Source organism: Oleiphilus sp. HI0086, from assembly GCF_001635225.1.
Genome location: NZ_LWFZ01001275.1, coordinates 1 through 1,071, shown reverse-complemented (window position 1 = coordinate 1,071; position 1,071 = coordinate 1). Strand labels below are relative to the sequence as shown.

1 protein-coding gene is annotated in these 1,071 nt (G+C 45.0%); it reads right to left on the bottom strand.

From position 1 onward, the window contains the following. Positions 1 to 1,056, bottom strand: a 1,056-nt coding sequence (locus A3756_RS21965; RefSeq protein ID WP_082865431.1) for an FAD-binding protein, incomplete at its 3' end; no start/stop codon positions are given. Positions 1,057 to 1,071: the final 15 nt, after the last annotated feature.

Below are 1,071 nucleotides of genomic sequence, written 5' to 3'. Positions count from 1 at the left end.
CATTTGGTCATAATCACTAACAGCAGCTTTAACATTGTCACAGCTCAAAACTTTTTCATCATCAAGAGCCTTCATCTGGGTAAGGAGTTCATCCATATTCTGTGCAACGATAAAGTGGTCACTTTCAGTAGAGATTTTCTCAATTAGCGTGTGATTTCCTAGCAATATTTCCTTTAAAAAGCTAAGCAACTTTCTGTCTCGAATCGAGGGGTTATGCTCCGAACCGGAGATTGCGAATTCTTTTGCAGCGATACCCCAGTTCAAAACCTGCCAGGTATAAGGTTCTTCTAGCTGGGCAACGCGACGACATAACTCATTTGTGTCAAAACCAGTAACGAGTGGATCAGGGCCAATACGATTGCCTTTAGCGTCAAGCCACAAAGCAGATTTACATGGGATCAAGCTTAAGCCATGGCCTTCAAATTGTGGCTGAGGATGCGGAATACCTGCCGCATAATTCCACATTTTATCAAGATGCGTAACACTCCCCCCCAAATTTGAAACGAGCTCATGCAATGCGCCATCGGCATAAGGGTGAGATCCGTTTAGGATTTCTTTCGGTGGCAAGCCCCAAGGTTTGTACCAATGCTCCCTAACCTTGTCGATACTGCCGTTAATCCCGCCACATGCAGCAATAGTATGCTCAGCCTCAAACTCTACTACCTTTTTAGTCTCTTCACTTTCACTTCGACAGCCCACTACGCGGCCATTTTCAGATACCAACTCAACTACACGATGTCGATAAAAGAACTGAAGACTATCACGGTTAGAATGCTTAGCCAGTTTTTCTAGAAACAATTCAACCAAGCGGTGACCAGTGCCCCAAATTACGTGATACCGGGGAACGCTATTACCATCGCCATTTAGCCCACGTTCTACCCAGTTTACGGCCGGAAAGAACTTTAAGCCTTTGTCACACAGCCAATGAAATACGCGCTCTGCGGAATTCTGCACGTAGTATTCAGCCCAACGTTTAGGCCATTCATCCTGTTCACTGAACTGAGCGAATGAATGCCAATCTTTTAAGGCAAGTTCAGGAGAATCTTTTATGCCCATACGTTCCTGAAGTGG